The sequence below is a fragment of the Amycolatopsis sp. NPDC004772 genome, from assembly GCF_053601215.1.
In genome coordinates this window covers 1-15249 of sequence record NZ_JBSGBK010000007.1, presented here as the reverse complement: position 1 = coordinate 15249, position 15249 = coordinate 1, and the positions used below count along the sequence as shown (strand labels likewise).

Here is a 15249-nt window from a genome sequence, read left to right as displayed (position 1 = left end):
TCACCCGTGCCGCGCCGATTCGTCGATCGCCGCGGCGACGCTGCCCAGGCGGGGGTCGTCGTAGAGCGTGTCCGGCGCCAGCGCATCCGGACCGAACCGCTTTTCCACGCGCTGCAGCAGCTTGATCGCCGTCAACGAGGTGCCGCCCGCCTCGAAGAAGTCGTCGTCGGGGCCGACGGCGGGCACGCCGAGCAGGTCCCGCCACATCGCCGCGAGTTCGGCTTCGGTGCCGGTCTTGGCTTCCGTCATGAGAACACTCCTGAAGTCGCCGTCGGCGCGAACGCGGCCAGCAGGGCCCGGCCGTCGATCTTGCCGTTCGGGGTGAGGGGGAACGTGTCGCACAGGTGGATCTGCGCCGGAACCATGTAGCGCGGCAGCTTCGCGGCCAGGTGCTCCCGCAACCGCTCGGAACCGGCGCCGGGCGCCGCGGGCACGACGAACGCCACCAGGGCCTTGTCCCCGCGGTTGTCCCGCACGGTCACGTAGCTGCGCTTGACCTGCGGGTGGATGTTGAGGTGGTGGGTGATCTCGCCGAGTTCGATCCGGAAGCCGTTCACCTTGACCTGGTCGTCCCAGCGGCCTTCGAACACGAGATCACCGTCGGGCCGGAGCCGGCCGCGGTCACCGGACCGGTAGAGCCGTTCGAGCACGCCGTCGATCTCGCGGTGCACGAACGTCTTCGCGGTCAGCTCCGGCATTCCGAGGTAACCGGCCGCGAGGCCGTCGCCGGCCAGGCACAGTTCCCCGGTCTCGCCGGGCGCGCAGAGCCGGTCCGCGTCGCCGGCCAGCACGTAGACCCGGGTGTTCTGGATCGGCTTGCCGATCGGCAGCGGCACGTCGGCAGCCGGTGGCTCGTCCACCGGGAAGGACGTGGCGATGCAGGTGCATTCGGTCGGGCCGTACAGGTTGACCACCCGGCCGGGCCCGTAGGTGCGGACGGCCTTGGCCATGTGCCGGGGAGAGTGCGCCTCGCCGCCGGTGGTGATCGTGGCGACGGTCTCCAGCGCTTCCGGTGCCTCGTCGACGATCGAGTTGAACAGCGCGGTGGTCAGCAGCAGGATGTTCACCCCGCCGCGCTTGATCACCTCGCCGACCTTCGACAGCCGCACGAACTCGGCCGGGTAGAGCACCGACGTCCCGCCGTTGAGCAGCGCACCCCAGATCTCCCAGGTGGCGATGTCGAACGTCACCGGCGTTACCTGCAGTACCCTGCTGCGCTCGTCCAGCGTGCCGTAGCTGGCGGCGTGCACCAGCCGGACGATGCCCCGGTGGCGGATCGGCACCCCCTTGGGGCGGCCGGTGGACCCGGACGTGAAGTTGATGCAGGCGATGTCCTCCGCCTCCAGCGCGTACCCCGGGCCGGTGTCGTGTCCGGTCGTGGTGTCCGGTCCCACGGGCAGCACCCGGGTGCCCGGGAACCGGGACGCCGGCTCCGGGTCACCGGCTCCGAGCACGAGCAGGCACCCGCTGTCGGCGACAACCGTGCGGAGCCGTTCGTCCGGCCAGCCGGGGTCCAGCGGGACGTAGGTTCCCCCTGCCTTGAGGATTCCGAGCAGCGCGACGAGCAGCTCCGGCGAGCGCGGGACGCACACCGCCACGGTCGTGCCCGCCCCGACTCCGGCGTCTCGCAGGCGGTGCGCGAGGCCGTTGGCGTGGCGGTCGAGTTCTCGATAGCCGAGCACCCGGTCGCCCTGGACGATCGCCGGCGCGTCCGGCCGGCGGCGCGCCCAGTATTCGAACCGCTCGGGCACGCTGGCGTCGCGCGGGTACGGACGTGCGGTGTCGTTGATCAGCCGGTGCGCGGCCAGGGCCGCGGCGGAGCAGGTCACCGACCGCACAGCGGCGTCCGGCACGCTCATCGGACCGGCGCGAACGGCACGCCGTTGACCGTGCGGTCGACGAACCGGTTGTGCCCGAACTCGTCCCGGCCCGACACCAGGACGCAGCCGAACTTCTCCAGGCTCACCTCGACGCCGTACTCGGCGAGCGTGTCCTGGTAGGGGTACACGCGCACGGACGTGGGCACGTAGCGCGCGGTGAAGCCCAGCCGCATCTTGTCGGTCTTGCCTTCGTGCGGGTGCGACGCGTGCATCAAGGTGGACCAGAACATCACGGCCTGGCCCTGCCGCATGATCAGCGACTTCGCCTTCGACTCGTCCGGGGTCCAGTTCGGGTCCTTCTGGAGCTGGCTGTAGTCGTAGCCGTAGAACCCGCGGCGGACGCCGTTCTTGTCCTGCTTGTTGATGATCTCCGAATCGTATTCGATGATTTTGTTCTCGTCGTAGTTCATCGTCTTGTGCGAACCCGGGATGATCTGCAGGCAGCCGTTCTCGACGGTCGCCTCGGTGAAGGCCGTCCACACGGTCAGCGCGCCCCCGAAACCCGCGTCCTCCGGCCAGACGATCTGCGGGTGCTTGCCGACGTTGGCGAAATTGTCGGCCTGGTGCCAGTCGGTGCCTTCGTCACCGGGGTACTTCGGGAAGAACTCGCTGCGCCAGCACAGGACGTTCTCGCCGAGCACACTGGTCACCCGGTCGACCAACTGGGGGCGGACGATGTGCCGGGCGAGGAAGTCCACGTCGAGGTGCCGGTCGTAGCTGGCCAGGTTGGTGGTGCCGGACAGGGCCTCACCCTGGTGGTACACCCCCTGCCGGGCATCGACGAGCTTCGGCCGGATCGCCTGCAGTGACGATTCCATTTCCTCGGGTGCGTACACGTCGAACGGACCGTAGTAACCGTCCCGATTGAATTGCTCGAGTTCGGCCTCGGTCAGGGCGTAACTGGCCACGGTGCTTTCCGTCATGTGCCCGGAACCCTTCCTGCGAATGAATCGGCGACCTGGGGGCTGAGCGATTCCGCGGTGCTCCGGGGTCACCCTAGGAGCGGCCGGCAGGCCGCCGGAAGAGTCGCCGGAACGCTGGAAAGAGCGCGCGGCGGAGGTAGCCGATCGGCTACCTCTCCTTGAAGCCGCGCAGGCCGTCGATGATCAGGTTCAGACCGAAGGTGAACTCGTCCTCCAGGGGGATCGGCAACGAGTCCGCGACCGCGAGGGTGGCCGGGAAGTCCGCCGGCGACACGTTGTGGAAATGTGCCGATGCGCGCTCGGTGTCGTCCCCGGAACCGGCCAGCTGGATCGCGAAGCCGAGGACGTAGCGCGCGAGGGTGGCGTAGGCGCGCGCCGCCAAAGTCGGTGGGATGCCGCCTTCCAGCAGGACCGCCAGGCAGCGCTCCCGCAGCAGCATCGCGTTCGGCCCCGTCGGCGTCTGCTCCATCAGCAGGGGCGCGATCTTCCGGTGGCGGCCCAGTGTTTCGAACATCGACTGGGCGACCGTCCGGCAAGCCTCGTCCCAGTTCAGTTCGGCCAGTGCGCGGGGGTCGAGTTCGACCTCGCCGAACACGCGGTCGACGACGGCGGTGACCAAGGTCGCCCGGTTGCCGAAGTGGCGGTACAGCGTGGCCGTTCCCGATTCGAGGCGTTGCGCGAGGCTTCGCATCGACAGGGCTTCGGCGCCTTCCTCGTCCACCAGCTCCAGGGCCGTGGCCAGGATGCGGTCCAGCGGGACGGCGGGACGGCCGCGGGACCGGCCGGCGGACGTGCTCGGCGAGGACGAACTGATCACACCCTTGAGTATGACGGCTGGTTGACACCTCCCGCAATAACGGCAACACTGTTGCCATTATGGAGAGCACCCAGTCATTGACCGTCGACGGCCAGCGCATCCACTACGTCCGCGCAGGTCACGGGCCTGCGGTGGTCCTGCTGCACGGCAGCGGGTCGTCGCTGGAGGGTTTCGGGCGGGTGGCGGCGCTGCTGACGGCGACGCACGACGTGATCCGGCCCGATCTGCCCGGCTTCGGGCGGACGGGACCGCGGCCCGACCGCGACTACCGCGTCCGGACCTCCGCGCGCACGATCGCCCGCTTCCTGACCGCGCTGCAGGTGCCACACTTCGCCGTGGCCGGCAATTCGCTCGGCGGCAACATCGCGTGGAACCTGGCCCTGGACGCCCCCGAGCGGGTAAACGCGCTGGTCCTGGTCAACGCGACCGGCTACCCGGGCAAGACACTGCCCGCCGGGCTGCGGCTGGCCCGCAATCCCCTGCTGCGCCCAGTGCTGCGGCGGTGGCTGCCGCGCAGCGCGACCGAACGCGGGCTGCGGGAAGCCGTCGGCGCGCGCTCCGGGATCGTCGACGACGCCATGGTCGACCGGGTGCACGCGCTGACCGGCCGTCCGGGGAACCGGTCGGCGTTCGTCGACTTCGCCAACACCGACCAGCCAGACCGCAGCGGCGAACTCCCGAAGCTCGCCGTCCCGACGCTGGTCCTGCGCAGCGCCGGCGTCGACGGACAGCACTTCGCCCGGGACATCCCCGGCGCCCTCGAGCGGGTCCACGCCGACGGCGGGCACCTGCTGCCGGAAGAAGATCCGGACTGGGTGGCCGCGGCGATCACGGAGTTCCTGCGATGAAGTACTTCGTCACGTCCGACGAGGACCGCCGGCTGGACGTGGCCGCGCGACGGACCCTGCGCGGCAGCTTCGTCACCCTGTCCGACGGGGTGACGCACTACGAGCTGACCGGCCCCGAGAGCGGTGACCTCGCCGTCCTCGTGGGCGGCCTCACCATTCCACTGTCCTATTGGGACGGGCTCGTCGCCCGGCTGCACGCCCACGGCCTGCGCACCCTGACCTACAGCGCCTACGGGCGGGGCTGTTCCGACCGCGTCCGGGGCCGCTACGACGAAGCGTTGTTCGTCCGGCAGCTGGCCGAGCTGACCACCGCCCTGGACCTCACGCCGCCGCGGCACGTCGTCGGCACGTCGATGGGCGCCCTGGTCGCGATGGCCTACACGAACCTGTTCCCCGAGACCGTGGCCACCCTCACCGTCGTGGGACCGGCCGGGCTGGGCGAACGTCCTCGTGCGCAACGGTTGCTGCGCAACGATTTCCTCGCCGGATTCGTCGCCCGGCGCTTCGGCCGCAAGCTCCTGGAGGAGCACCTCGGGCACAACGTCCGCGACCCCGCCCTCTCCGCCCGGCTGGTCGCGATGGTGCGGGACGCCTACCGCTACGAAGGCTCCCTCTACGCGTTCTTCCAGACCCTGCAGGACTTCCCGCTGTACGAGCGGCAGGAGCTCTTCCGGCGGACCGGCAGCCTCGGGCTTCCGGTCCTGCTGGTGTGGGGCGACGACGACCAGGTCACCCCGATCACCCACCTCGACACCGTGCACGACCTGCTGCGCCCGCGGCGGACCCACGTGATCACCGCCTGCGGCCACATGGCCCCCTTCGAACGGCCGGACGACGTCGGCGGCCTGCTCGCGTCGTTCGCCGTTCCCCACCCCGATCGGCTCGAACCATGACCGAACCCCTCGACGTCCTGATCGCCGGCGCCGGCCCGGCCGGCACCACGCTGGCCATCGACCTGGCCCGCCGTGGTCTCGGCGTCCGGATCATCGACAAGGCCCCGCGCTCCTTCGAAGGCTCCCGCGCCAAGGGCGTCCAGCCGCGGACCCTCGAGGTCTTCGACGACCTCGGCGTGCTCGGCGACGTCCTCGCCGGCAGCAGCGACTACCCCCGCCTCGGCCTCCACCTGGGCCCGGTCACCGTCCCGTGGCGGATGTTCCGCAACCGCGGGCGCACCGCCGACGTCCCCTACCCGAACACGCGGCTGATACCCCAGTACCGCACCGACGCCGCGCTGCACGACCGCCTCGAACAGCTGGGCGGCAAGGTCGAACACGGCCGCGAACTCACCGGGTTCGAGCAGGACGGCACGTCGGTCACCGCCACCGTGCTCGGCGACGACGGCCCCGAACGGATCACCGCCCGCTACCTCGTCGGCGCCGACGGCGGGTCCAGCGCCGTCCGCAAGCACCTCGGCCTCGGCTTCCTCGGCGAAACCCGCGAGGGAGACCGGATGCTCATCGTCGACGCCGTCACCACCGGCCTGTCCCGCACCCGCTGGCACGTCTGGCCGGGCGTGCGGGGCCGGTTCGCCGGCGCGTGCCCGCTGCCGCACAGCGACCTGTTCCAATGGATGATCCGCCTCGCCCCGGACGAAGAACCGCCCGACGGCGAGGAGGCGATCACCCGGCGGATCCGGGCCCACACCCGCAACCGGGGCATCGCCGTGCACGACATCCGGTGGCGGTCGGTCTTCCGGCCGAACATCCGCCTGGCCGAGGCCTACCGCCGCGGGCGCGTCTTCCTGGCCGGCGACGCCGCGCACGTGCACACCCCGGCCGGCGCCCAAGGCCTCAACACCGGCATCCAGGACGCCTACAACCTCGGCTGGAAACTCGGCCAGGTCCTCGCCGGAGCCGCCCCGGAACTGCTGGACAGCTACGAAGCCGAACGCCTGCCGATCGCCGCGGGCGTGCTCGGCCTGTCCACGAAGAAGTACGAAGGCCTCGCCAAGCTCGACCCGTCGAGCCTGCGCCGCGGCAAGGACGAACAGCAGCTGTCGCTGACCTACCGCGGCGGCCCCCTCGCCCCGGCCGGCACCGACCGCACCGCGACGTTGCAGGCCGGCGACCGCGCGCCGGACGCCGGACTGCCCGGCGCCCGGCTGTTCGACACCTACCGGGGACCGCACTTCACGCTCGTCGCGTTCGGCCCGGAGGCCGCCGCGGCGAGCGGCGACCTCGACTGGCCGGCCGCGGGAGCGCCGGTGCGGCGGATCACCGTCGACGCACCGGACGTCCGCCGCGGCTACGGCATCGAGGGCGACACGCTGCTGCTCGTGCGGCCCGACGGCTACCTCGGGCACATCGCGACCCGCGACTTCCTCGCCTCGACCCGCGCCGCCGTGCGCACGATGACCCCGGAGGCCGCCGGATGAACCGCGTCCTGCTGCGCGGCGCGCAGGTCATCACCATGGCCCCGAACCGGCCCGACGCCGAACGCGCCGACGTCCTGATCGAAGACGACACCATCACCGCCGTCGGCGACGGACTCGACGCCACCGGCGCGGAGATCGTCGACGTCACCGGCCGGATCGTCCTGCCCGGCTTGGTCAACGCCCACCTGCACACGTGGCAGACCGCGCTGCGCGGCGTCGGCGCCGACTGGACGCTGGCCGACTACCTCGGCCGCCTGCACGGCGCCGTGGCCCACCACTACCGCCCCGAAGACCTGCGGATCGGCACCCTCGCCGGCGCGCTGAACCAGCTCGACCGCGGCACCACGACCGTGGGCGACTGGTGCCACCACACGCCGACGCCGGACCACACCGACGCCGCACTCGACGGGCTCCGGGCGTCCGGCGTCCGTGGGGTGTTCCTGCACGGCACCCCGTACTCCGCGGCCGATGCGACCCACCCGGTCACCGAGGTCGACCGGCTGACCGGCGGACCGCTGCTCACCATCGGAATGGCCGTTCGCGGGCCTCAACTGTCCACTCCGGACGCCGTGGTCGCCGACTTCCGCGCCGCCGCCGACCGCGGGCTCGTCGTGTCGATGCACCAGAGCGGCGGCGCGCCCGGCCCGGCGTGGGCGGCCGTGCGGGCCGCCGGGCTGCTGGGCCCGAGGACGAACGTCGTGCACGGCGCCGGGTTGACCGAGGAGTGGCTCGAAATCCTGGTCGACGCGGGCGCGAGCATCACCTGCACGCCCGAGAACGAACTCGGTCAGGGCCACGGCTCCCCGGTGACGGGGCACCTGCTCCGGCTGGGCGCCGCGCCGTCGCTGGGCACGGACACCGACGCCGTGACGCCCACCGACGTGCTCTCCGCCGCCCGGATCGCCCTGGCCGCCCAGCGTGGGCACGACCACGAGCGGCACCGGCAGGACACCGGCTCGTTCGCCCTCACCGCGACGATCACCGCCAAGCAGGCGCTGGCCTGGGCGACGGTCGAAGGCGCACGCGCACTCGGCCTCGCCGACCGCGTCGGCCGGCTCGACGCGGGCCTGCAGGCCGACCTCGTCGTCCTCGACGGGACCGGCCCGAACCCGATCGCGACCGCGCTGTACGCGACCGCCGCGGACATCGAAGCGGTCATGGTCGCCGGACGCTGGCGCAAACGCGGCCACGCCCTGCTGGACGTGAACCTCGGCACGGTCCGGGACGGCCTGCGGGCGTCCGCCGATCGCCTCCTCCCCCACCTCGCCGGCTGATGGGCACGCGAGCCGACCTCGCCGGCCGGACCCGGACGGACCTGCTGGCCGCGGCCAAGCGGCTGTTCACCGAACGCGGCTACCTCGACACGAGGGTCACCGACATCGCCGCCGCGGCCGGACGCGCGGTCGGGTCGTTCTACACGCACTTCAGCGACAAGGAAGCGCTCCTGGAGACGTTGCGCGCCGAACTCGGCGCGTTGCCGGCCGGCGACCCCGCGGGCAGCGAGCCGCTCCGCGAGTACGTGGCGGCCTGCTGGACAGCGCTGCGCACCCACCGCCCGACGGCGATCGCCCTGCTGCAGTCGGCGATCGCGGCGGCCCCGGCGTCCGGGCGGTTCCGGGAGGAGCTGACCACCTGGACGGCGCCGCTGCGAAGGCACCTGGAGACCCGGCGCGACCTGCCCGACGACCCCGAGCTGGTGGCGGCCGCGGTGGGTGTGTTGCTGGCCGGGCTCAATCACGCCCTGCCTGCGGGCGGAGAGCCGGAGGGCGTCGCCGACGTCGTCTCGGATCTCGTGCTGCACGGATTGCTCGGTCCGCGGGATGCGCCGTCCGAGCCCTGAACGGGACGTCACCCTGGTCACCCCGCGGTTTCGACGTCGGCGGCGTCGAGGCCGAACCTCCGGCGGAAGTCGACGATCGTCTGCATCGCCAGGTGCGGGTGGAGCGCCATGCGCTGGCGGGTCACGGCGATCAGGTGGAGGTCTTCGGTCAGCTCCGTCTCCTCGAGCTGATCGGTGAAGACCTCCAGCACGGTGGCGCAGAACAGAGCGAAGCAGGCGGCGTGCCAGCGCAGCCGGGTCACCGGGTCCGCCAGGTCGGCCGCGACCTGGTCGATGCGGACGCGCGCGGCGAATCGCCCGAGTTCGGCGGGTTCCCGCATCTCCCGGATCCGCAGGATGTCGCCGGTCAGCTCGGCGAGCTCGGCCGTCGGTGGCAGGGCGTTGGCGACGCCGGCCAGGGCGTGGGCCTTGCTCTGCAGCTCCCGCGCCACGAACGCCCGGGTGACCTGGCCGATCGAGGGGCGGTAGACCGCGGCCGCCAGGTCGACCATTTCGATCGCGTAGCGCTTGAGGTCGCGGGGCAGCCCGCCGGCCAGGCAGTGACAGAGGTAGCCGAACTGTTCGGGGAGGCCGATCAGCCTGAGGGCAATCCACAGCCGGCTTTCGTCCAAGGTGAAGTGCTCGAGACGGATCATCTCGCTGAAGGCACTGTCGAAAGCATCCCGGACGGCCAGACCGCGCTGCTCGAAGTTGAGGACGGCGTCGTCGGAGACCGACACGAAGAACAGGCAGCCGGGGACGTCGAAGATCGCTTTGATGTCGTTGACGAACTGGTGCGCCTTCTCCGGTTCGCCGATCTTGTCGAGCTCGTCGATGGCGATGATCAGGTGGTGCTCGGACACGCCTTCGTCCTGAAGACGCTGCGACGCGAACGCCGCGAACTCCCGGAACTTGGCCACGACCTCCGGATGGGTCAGCTGTTGCTCGGCCCGCTGGGTGGACCAGGTGCGGCCGGCTTCCCCTTTGAGCGGCATGCTGAGCTTGCCGGACCAGCCGGTGGTGTAGGTCTGCAGGAACCGGATCCGGTCGAGCTGCTTCCTCGTCTGCCGTTCGAGCGCCGCCAGCCCGCGCAACCGTCGACGCCGGGGAATCCCGGCAAGGGTCGTCGTGACCGAGGTGAGCAGCCGGCCGATCACGCCCAGCGGGATCAGCGCGAGGACGGCCAGCGCGATGAGGTGCCTCGGCGGCCGGCCGGTCCACAACAGGCTCACCCCGCTCGGGAAGCCGGCGATCGAACGCCGGACCAGAGCGGTGATGTCACCGGCGAAGCGGGAAAAATCTTCGCCCCACAGCAGAAAAGCCGTGCCCGAACAGACCAAGGCGAGCGCGAGGCCGCAGGCGATCCGAAGCACGGCGGCCCGAGCGCGACGGCCTTCCCCCCGTCGGGGCGAGCCCACTCGTTCGAGGACCGCGCGGCAGAGAAGAGCGTGAAGATGCAGGACGAAGTCGCGAGCCTCGTAGTTCGCCGGCGCCGAAGCGACGACGACGAACGGCGGCGGGCTCCCCGGGCTGGTGTGCAGGCCGCGGGCGATCGAGCGGATCGCGGTGGTCTTCCCGACCCCGCGGTGCCCGGCCAACGCCACGGCGACGGAGTCGGCCCGGCTCAGGACGCGGGCCAGCCGCCTCGTCCCGGGCGTCTGGACCACGTTCGATTCCGTCTCGCCGTACAGGCCGGCGATCTCCTGGAAAACCAGCCTTCCGCCGTGGACCACCGCACGGTTCCGGCGGATGAACTCCCCGATCTCAGGGAGGACGACCTCCTGCTTCACGGCCTGCCGCCGCGAGCCGAGGCCGATCAGATCCTCGTGCGGCACCATCTGCCCGAATTCGCGGACGCTGGTGACCGGGAACAGCTCCGGGACGTGCCGCAGGGCGATCGAGCCGGACAACAACGCCACGCCCAGCAAGCCGGCCACACTGATCACCGGGAACGGCATGGTCAGCTGCGGATCGCAGTAGGCAAGCACCGCCACGTAGCCGAAGCTCATAAAGGCTGCTCCGAGGAGCCAGCCGATCTTCCCGGGCGTCAGGTCGCGAAGGCGCGACGGGCGCTCCGCCGAGTCGGGCCGCCGCGCGTACTCGTCCTGCGCCATGCGAACGCGGGCGAGCGCGGACTCGCTGCTCATCACCGCCTGCTTGGCGTCTTCGGCGCGGAGGGCTTCCGCACTCAGCGCGGCCTTGATGTCCTCCTCGGTGAGGGCTTCGTCGAGCATGACCTCCAACGCGAGCCGAGCGGTCCACAGCTCGAACCCGTCGGTCATCGCACTGTCCCAATCGAGCAGCACGCTGGGGACCAGCGAGGTGGGTGGGTCGCCACGCGCAGCTGCTCGGTTGGCTTCGTCACGCCAGCCGGCCAACCCGCGAGATTCGCGGCTGGCGTGACCCGGGTACCCCAATTCCGCCTCCGTCCGGTCTGCCGGCTTCCTGGAAGTCGCAGTGGAGAGGCGAAGTGCTACACGACGGAAACTGTCGGTCACAGCCCGGCCGGGTGGCGTGTGCCGCGTCCGGTCACGCCGGGGTCAGTTGCCATTGCTGGTTGGGGCCGTTGTTCGCCGTCCACTGGACGACCTGGGCGCCGTCGGTGGTGGACTGGCCGTAGACGTCGGCCACCAGTCCGCTGTCGTGGCCGGTGATCGCGTAGTACCCGTCGCCGGTGGGGCGCAGGTACCACTGCTGGTTCGTTCCGCCGTTGGCCGACCACTGCTGCAGCTGCAGTCCCACCGTGGTTGCGGAACCGTTGACGTCGAGGGCCTTGCCGCTGGCCGTGTAGCGCAAGGTATAGGCGCCGCCTTGGGCCGGGGCGATGGTCCACGTGGCGTTGCCCGTCTGCTGGACCGCCTTGGCGCCGTCGGCCGTGGCGTTGCCGGCGATGGCCAAGGGCTTGCCGCTGTGGCGGTTGACGATGCGGTAGGTGCCCGGAGCCGGGCCCATGGTCGAGCCGCCCAGGGTGAAGTACTCGGCCGCGTCGGTGAACGTTGTCGTGCCCGCCTTGGCCGTCGACAGGACCAGGTACACCCGCGAGCCGGTGGCCGGGGTGGTGAACGACACCGGCTGGGTCACCCGGGCGCCCGCCGGGATCGCCAGCGTTGCGCCGCCGGACGCGATCGCCGTTCCGGTCGGGCTGTCGAGGCGGGCGCTCCAGGTGAAGTCCACCGCCGTGCCGGTGAGGTCGTCGTTGAACACGGTGACGTTGCGGGTCACCGGGGCGTTCCCGGCGTAGCCCGGCACCGCCTGCGGCAAGGGGAACGTGCCGCTCGCGTCCGAGACACCCGATGCCGACCAATAGGGCAGGTCGATCGCGGCCACCGGGTTGAACGCGGCCTGGACGCGCTGGAACTGCGGGTTGCCCCACGGGTCCGGCAGGTTGTCCGCGCCGTAGATCGGGTGGCCGCCCTCCTCCGGCGTGAAGTCGGTGGACCGCACCCCCGGGATGACGCCCGCCCACGCGGACAGCAGCGTGTACGGCCGCAGGTCGTTGGCGCCCTTGCCGCGCTTGGCGGCCGTTGCCGTGGCGAACCATGCGAAGCCCTGCTTGGTGTTGCACTTCGGCCAGATGTACTCGCCCTCGCCGTCGGGACGGCCGGGCACCGACGGCACCCGCTCGCCGTACTGGCCGGTGCCGTCGAGGTAGTGCGCGAAGACGGCGAAGTTGGGCTGGTTCATGTTCGGGTACCTGCTGGGCGAGTCGGCGCCCGGGGCGGCGTCCACGCTGATCGGGCGGGTGCCGTCCGCGCCGTTCACCGCCGCGTACAGGTCCTGCTCGAACTGCTCGGAGTCGTTGCTGAAACTCGGCTCGTTCGCCTGGCTCCAGCGGACCACCGCCGGGTGGTTGCGGTCCCGCAGCGTCAACGCCCGGACGTGGTCGACCATGGCGTCGTGCCCGCCGGCGAAGTCCTCCGCGCCGCCGCGGACGCCGCTCTCGTCGATGATCATCAGGCCCAGCTCGTCGGCCACGTCCAGCATGTACGGGCTTGCCGGTTCCTGGTGGACCCGCACGACGTCGAAGTTCAGCCGCTGGTAGTTGTCGACCGCCTGGGGCCAGCCGGGATTTTGCGCTGACGGCGGGAGAAAGCCGGGCAGCGTGTCGTAGGCGTCGCCCTTGCCGCCGTTGTTTATCCGGTCGTAGTCGGCGCCCTGGAGGTTGTCGCCGCGGTAGTTCACGCGCACGCCGTTGAGCTCGAAGTACTCGCCGTTCTGCCGGCTTTCGCGGAACCCGAACCGGTAGGAGGTGTCGCTGGTGCGCCCGTCGTCGGTGGTCGCGTGCACCGCCAGCCGGTGCAGCTGCGCCCGGTACCCCGGGCGGTAGGGCACGTTCGGCCACCAGTACGAGGCCGGGCCGAGGTTCCACGCGACCGGGCCGACGGTCGCCTGGGCCGTCGAGTGGGCGGGCACGCTGATCGTCCGGCTCGGCAGGGCCGGGTAGGCGAACGAGCCGCCGCCTTCCGAAGCGAGCGTCCCGGTGAGGGTCACCGACCGGGCGGTGGCGGAGGTGTTCGTCACGGACACGTCGTAGCTCAGGGACTGGTTCGCCACCGACGTGCGGACGAACGCGTCGCTGACCGACACCGCCGGGTACGTCCGCAGGAACGCCGACCGGAAGATGCCCTGCGGCACGGCTTCCGACCAGTCGGCGGCCACCGGGACCAGGTACTTGCCCGCGCTGTTGCGCAGGGCACCGCGGCCCTTCACCGCCACGCTGATCGTGTGCGTGCTGCCCGGCGCGGCGAACGCGGTGATGTCGAACTCCGACGGGGTGAACGCAGTGGTCCGGGTGGCGACCACCCGCCCGTCCACCGACAGCGTCGCCTGGTGGTTGACCGCGCCGAACTCGATCCACACCGACTGCGGCTGCCCCGAATCCGGCACCGTCACGCTGCGGGCGTAGACCGCCTCGGTGACGTCGGTGAACCCCTGCTTGTACCAGCCGCCTCCGGGCACGATGATCGACGTCGTCGCCCGGCCCGCCGGGGTGAAGCTCCACGTCCCGGCCAGGTCGACCGACCCGAGCGCCCCGTTGCCCGCGGCGACACCGTCCACTTGCGACACCGAGGCGGCCGGAACCGGCGCCGCGATACGCGCACCCGCCGCCGGAGGCGAAGCCGGGAGCGCGATGAGCAACGCCAGGAGCACCGGCAAGCCGCGCCGGAGGTGTCGTCGCATGACACGAGCCTCTCGTCGGGAGTGGAGCCGAGCGGGATTCGCAGCAGCACCGGAAAGGCACGCTGTCGGCGGAAAGCCGGGTCCCATGACAGCACCCGGCCGGGCACACCGTCAAGAAAGCAGGCTTGTTTTCACGGTGTATCCGGCACTTCTGAAAGTTTCCCCGGTACTCCTCGGCCCGCGGCTCTGGCCGAGCAGGTAGCCCGGCAGCTCGAGGAACGACGCGACCACGTCGGCCGGGCTGGGACGAGGAATCGCTCGATGGAGTGCGCCACGAACACGACCATCCTCGGTTGCTCCAGCTGGATGCGTTGCAGCTCCCCGGAAAGCTCGGCCCGGGTCAAGGCGTCCAGCGCCGAGAACGGCTCGTCCATGAGGACTTCCGCTCCAGGCCGAAACCCGCTGGTCGCATGGACAGGCCGGCGGCCCCGCTCAGCCCGGGGCCAGCTCGGCGATCTCCGGCGCGGACCAGCGCTCGCGCACCCCCGGCCGCCCGGCCAGGTACTCGGCGATCTTCGGGAGGGGCCAGCCGTGGGCTTCCCGCAGCCCGCCCACGATCATGGCGAGGTAGGCGGCCGACGGCGGGTTCTTCTCGATCTCCGCCGCCGACCAGGGGGCCGTGAACGTCAGGACGGGACAGCCGTCGAGGTCGCCGAGGTGCAGGAGGGTCTCGTAGCGACCCGGCCCGAGCTGGTCGCGGCCGGTGCCGAGCACGGTGGTCAGGTCCAGGTCGGTGTCGGGATCGCGGTACATCTCCTGCGCCGCGATGTCGGAGAACTGCCCGGCGGTCACCAGGTACGACCGCATCGCCGCCCGGCCCGGCAGCTGCGGGTCGAAGAACGCCCGGCCGCCGCCCCACACCGCCGACTCGGTGGCGAAGTAGACGCCGCCGGGAAACTCGCTCGCCACGATCCGGCGCGCCGGACCACGGTCGCGGCACCCGGCGTAGTGCCGCTGGGCACCCAGCGGCGTCCCGCCTTCGAGGTAGCACCGCAACCGCGCGGAGTACATGTTCGACCCGTAGCTGGCGTACCAAACGAGCGGCGGTGACCCCATGGCACCACGGTAACGGGCCGGCCCGGTTACGCGCCGAAGTGCCCCAGCCGGGCCGCGGCCGACCTGCTCCGGGAGATGCTGATCAGCCCACCGCGAGTTCGGCCGGCACGACCGCCGCGAAGCGGTACGCCGCGGCCGGGCCCGCGGCGAAGTCGCCGCGCCGGACCAGGATCGCGATCAGGCTGGGCATGACCGTCTGCACCTCGCGATGGAGACGCACCCGCGGCGCCCGGCCGTCCGCCGCGACGAGCACGTTGGCGAGGCCGAGGGCGTACACGGCGGGGGCGCGGGGGGGCGGGGCGCGGGGGGGTGCGGCCCCCCCCGCGCCCCCCCCGCCGCGGGGCCCCGGCA

13 protein-coding genes are annotated in these 15249 nt (G+C 71.6%); 5 read left to right on the top strand and 8 right to left on the bottom strand.

Annotated features, from left to right (window positions below):
- From ACWEF6_RS06585 to ACWEF6_RS06570, 4 genes are all read right to left on the bottom strand, one after another.
- The gene (locus ACWEF6_RS06585) at positions 1–249 is read right to left on the bottom strand and encodes a phosphopantetheine-binding protein (protein WP_449681981.1); all 249 of its coding nucleotides are present in this window, start codon (positions 247–249) and stop codon (positions 1–3) included.
- Complete coding sequence (locus tag ACWEF6_RS06580) at positions 246–1859, bottom strand: amino acid adenylation domain-containing protein (RefSeq protein WP_449681980.1); 1614 nt, start codon at positions 1857–1859, stop codon at positions 246–248. The genes ACWEF6_RS06585 and ACWEF6_RS06580 overlap by 4 nt, the downstream gene beginning before the upstream one ends.
- Complete coding sequence (locus ACWEF6_RS06575; RefSeq protein ID WP_449681979.1) at positions 1856–2803, bottom strand: chlorinating enzyme; 948 nt, start codon at positions 2801–2803, stop codon at positions 1856–1858. Before ACWEF6_RS06575 ends, ACWEF6_RS06580 begins: the two co-directional genes overlap by 4 nt.
- A 148-nt stretch (positions 2804–2951) precedes the next feature.
- Positions 2952–3620 carry a TetR/AcrR family transcriptional regulator gene (locus ACWEF6_RS06570; protein ID WP_449681978.1) on the bottom strand — a complete coding sequence of 223 codons (669 nt, stop codon included), beginning with the start codon at positions 3618–3620 and terminating at the stop codon, positions 2952–2954.
- A 59-nt stretch (positions 3621–3679) separates the two neighbouring features.
- Between ACWEF6_RS06570 and ACWEF6_RS06565 the strand changes: the two genes are divergently transcribed.
- The 5 genes from ACWEF6_RS06565 to ACWEF6_RS06545 are packed head-to-tail and all read left to right on the top strand — an operon-like array spanning position 3680 to position 8682.
- Entirely contained in the window at positions 3680–4468 is a 789-nt protein-coding gene (locus tag ACWEF6_RS06565) for an alpha/beta fold hydrolase (protein ID WP_449681977.1), read from the top strand.
- The gene (locus tag ACWEF6_RS06560; RefSeq protein ID WP_449681976.1) at positions 4465–5361 is read left to right on the top strand and encodes an alpha/beta fold hydrolase; all 897 of its coding nucleotides are present in this window, start codon (positions 4465–4467) and stop codon (positions 5359–5361) included. Before ACWEF6_RS06565 ends, ACWEF6_RS06560 begins: the two co-directional genes overlap by 4 nt.
- Entirely contained in the window at positions 5358–6842 is a 1485-nt protein-coding gene (locus ACWEF6_RS06555) for an FAD-dependent oxidoreductase (RefSeq protein ID WP_449681975.1), read from the top strand. Before ACWEF6_RS06560 ends, ACWEF6_RS06555 begins: the two co-directional genes overlap by 4 nt.
- Positions 6839–8116 carry an amidohydrolase family protein gene (locus ACWEF6_RS06550; RefSeq protein ID WP_449681974.1) on the top strand — a complete coding sequence of 426 codons (1278 nt, stop codon included), beginning with the start codon at positions 6839–6841 and terminating at the stop codon, positions 8114–8116. Before ACWEF6_RS06555 ends, ACWEF6_RS06550 begins: the two co-directional genes overlap by 4 nt.
- A complete protein-coding gene (locus tag ACWEF6_RS06545; protein WP_449681973.1) occupies positions 8116–8682 on the top strand; it encodes a TetR/AcrR family transcriptional regulator in 567 nt (188 codons plus the stop codon). The genes ACWEF6_RS06550 and ACWEF6_RS06545 overlap by 1 nt, the downstream gene beginning before the upstream one ends.
- A 17-nt stretch (positions 8683–8699) precedes the next feature.
- On the opposite strand, the gene ACWEF6_RS06540 is transcribed toward ACWEF6_RS06545, so the two are convergent.
- From ACWEF6_RS06540 to ACWEF6_RS06525, 4 genes are all read right to left on the bottom strand, one after another.
- Complete coding sequence (locus ACWEF6_RS06540; protein WP_449681972.1) at positions 8700–10943, bottom strand: P-loop NTPase fold protein; 2244 nt, start codon at positions 10941–10943, stop codon at positions 8700–8702.
- A gap of 247 nt (positions 10944–11190) precedes the next feature.
- Positions 11191–13842, bottom strand: coding sequence for an RICIN domain-containing protein (locus ACWEF6_RS06535; protein ID WP_449681971.1), 2652 nt, complete (start codon positions 13840–13842; stop codon positions 11191–11193).
- Between the two features lie 432 nt (positions 13843–14274).
- The gene (locus tag ACWEF6_RS06530) at positions 14275–14898 is read right to left on the bottom strand and encodes a histone deacetylase (protein ID WP_449681970.1); all 624 of its coding nucleotides are present in this window, start codon (positions 14896–14898) and stop codon (positions 14275–14277) included.
- Between the two features lie 82 nt (positions 14899–14980).
- The gene (locus ACWEF6_RS06525; RefSeq protein WP_449681969.1) at positions 14981–15175 is read right to left on the bottom strand and encodes a hypothetical protein; all 195 of its coding nucleotides are present in this window, start codon (positions 15173–15175) and stop codon (positions 14981–14983) included.
- Positions 15176–15249: the final 74 nt, after the last annotated feature.

Bases quoted from the DNA above. Each gene is read 5' to 3' on its own strand.
- ACWEF6_RS06555 (WP_449681975.1), top strand. From the start codon at position 5,358: ATGACCGAACCCCTCGACGTCCTGATCGCCGGCGCCGGCCCGGCCGGC.
- ACWEF6_RS06540 (WP_449681972.1), bottom strand. From the start codon at position 10,943: ATGACCGACGGGTTCGAGCTGTGGACCGCTCGGCTCGCGTTGGAGGTC.
- ACWEF6_RS06560 (WP_449681976.1), top strand. From the start codon at position 4,465: ATGAAGTACTTCGTCACGTCCGACGAGGACCGCCGGCTGGACGTGGCC.
- ACWEF6_RS06580 (WP_449681980.1), bottom strand. From the start codon at position 1,859: ATGAGCGTGCCGGACGCCGCTGTGCGGTCGGTGACCTGCTCCGCCGCG.
- ACWEF6_RS06545 (WP_449681973.1), top strand. From the start codon at position 8,116: ATGGGCACGCGAGCCGACCTCGCCGGCCGGACCCGGACGGACCTGCTG.
- ACWEF6_RS06550 (WP_449681974.1), top strand. From the start codon at position 6,839: ATGAACCGCGTCCTGCTGCGCGGCGCGCAGGTCATCACCATGGCCCCG.
- ACWEF6_RS06530 (WP_449681970.1), bottom strand. From the start codon at position 14,898: ATGGGGTCACCGCCGCTCGTTTGGTACGCCAGCTACGGGTCGAACATG.
- ACWEF6_RS06575 (WP_449681979.1), bottom strand. From the start codon at position 2,803: ATGACGGAAAGCACCGTGGCCAGTTACGCCCTGACCGAGGCCGAACTC.
- ACWEF6_RS06535 (WP_449681971.1), bottom strand. From the start codon at position 13,842: ATGCGACGACACCTCCGGCGCGGCTTGCCGGTGCTCCTGGCGTTGCTC.
- ACWEF6_RS06585 (WP_449681981.1), bottom strand. From the start codon at position 249: ATGACGGAAGCCAAGACCGGCACCGAAGCCGAACTCGCGGCGATGTGG.
- ACWEF6_RS06565 (WP_449681977.1), top strand. From the start codon at position 3,680: ATGGAGAGCACCCAGTCATTGACCGTCGACGGCCAGCGCATCCACTAC.